Annotated in this window: 2 protein-coding genes; both read right to left on the bottom strand. The window is 62.3% G+C overall.

Going from position 1 to position 1,376, the window contains the following annotated elements; translation table 11 throughout:
- Positions 1–274, bottom strand: a 274-nt coding sequence (secG, locus tag EN750_RS34420; protein WP_127399285.1) for a preprotein translocase subunit SecG, incomplete at its 3' end; no start/stop codon positions are given.
- A 170-nt stretch (positions 275–444) separates the two neighbouring features.
- On the bottom strand, positions 445–1,212 hold the full coding sequence (gene tpiA, locus EN750_RS34415) for a triose-phosphate isomerase (RefSeq protein WP_127399284.1): 768 nt from the start codon (positions 1,210–1,212) through the stop codon (positions 445–447).
- Positions 1,213–1,376 lie beyond the last annotated feature (164 nt).

The raw sequence follows: 1,376 nt of genomic DNA, 5'->3' as shown, positions 1-1,376 counted from the left end.
TGCCTGCACCGTCCGACGTCGCCGGCACGCGGTCGAGGATGTCGATCGGCTTCTCGCCGTAGCGGGCGACGATCGACAGAGTCAGTGACGTGGCGAAGAAGGCGGCCGCCAGGATCGCCGTCGCACGCGTCAGGGCATTGGCCGCACCACGCGCGGTCATGAAGCCGGATCCGCCACCGATGCCGAGGCCACCGCCTTCGGAACGCTGCAGCAGCACCACGCCGACAAGGGCGAGCACGACCATGAGATGGATGACGATCAGTACGGTTTCCATAGTTTATCCTGGCAAGGCCTTGCCCGGCCGCGGACACGACCGGTGAATTGGAGGCGGCTCAATACAATGCTTTGACGGCATTTCCAAGCCCGTGGCCGGAATATGGGAAGCAACCCGTCCTTTGCAACGATTTCGTGCACCGGAAGCCCTGTCCGGCGGAGCGAATGTCTTCAGGCAATATTGCGATAAGCCTCGGCGATGCCGAGAAAATCCACCGCTTTCAGGCTGGCGCCGCCGACCAGCGCACCGTCGACATTCCTGACGCCGAGCAGTTCGACCGCGTTGGAGGGCTTGACCGAGCCGCCGTAGAGAATGCGCATCTTCGCCGCGACGCCGCCGAGCTTTTCCGACAGCTTTTCGCGGATATGTGCATGTGCTGCCGCCACATCGCCGGCTGTCGGCGTCAGGCCGGTGCCGATCGCCCATACCGGCTCATAGGCAATGATCGTGTTGGACGGGGTGGCGCTTGGCGGCACCGAACCATCGACCTGCCGCGACAGCACATCCAGCGTGGCGCCCGCTTCACGCTGTTCATGCGTTTCGCCGACGCAAATGATGGCAACAAGCCCGGCACGCCATGCGGCGGATGCCTTGGCCTGGACAGTGGCGTCATCTTCGCCGCGTTGCTCGCGGCATTCGGAATGGCCGACGATGACATGGCTCGCACCGGCATCCCTCAGCATTTCCGCCGAGATGCAGCCGGTGTAGGCGCCGCTCTCCTTGGTATGGCAATCCTCACCGCCGGCATGCACCGGCGTGCGTGACAGGATCTCCGCGGCGTGAACAAGCAGGGTTGCGGGAACGCAAACCAGCGCTTCGGTCTCCGCGTCAAGTCCGCTCATGAAACCGTTGCCGATCATCCGGAGTTCGTTGAGCGAGGCGCTGGTGCCGTTCATTTTCCAGTTGCCGGCGACGAGCGGGCGAATTCCTGGCGTCATGGGTTTGCTTTCTCCGGATGATATCGGGGCTCTGGCCCTCACTACCAAAATCAGGCCACAAAGCAATCGACAGTGGGCCGGAAGGGCGCTATTGCGCTTGTTTCAGACTCGGCGCGTGCGAAAATGCGCATAAATCGGAAGTAAAAATGCTTGGTATATTGAGA

It is taken from the genome of Mesorhizobium sp. M7A.F.Ca.ET.027.03.2.1, assembly GCF_003999175.1.
Lineage (GTDB): Bacteria > Pseudomonadota > Alphaproteobacteria > Rhizobiales > Rhizobiaceae > Mesorhizobium.
Note: the sequence above shows the minus strand (reverse complement) of the source record. Positions and strands in the feature narration are given on the sequence as shown.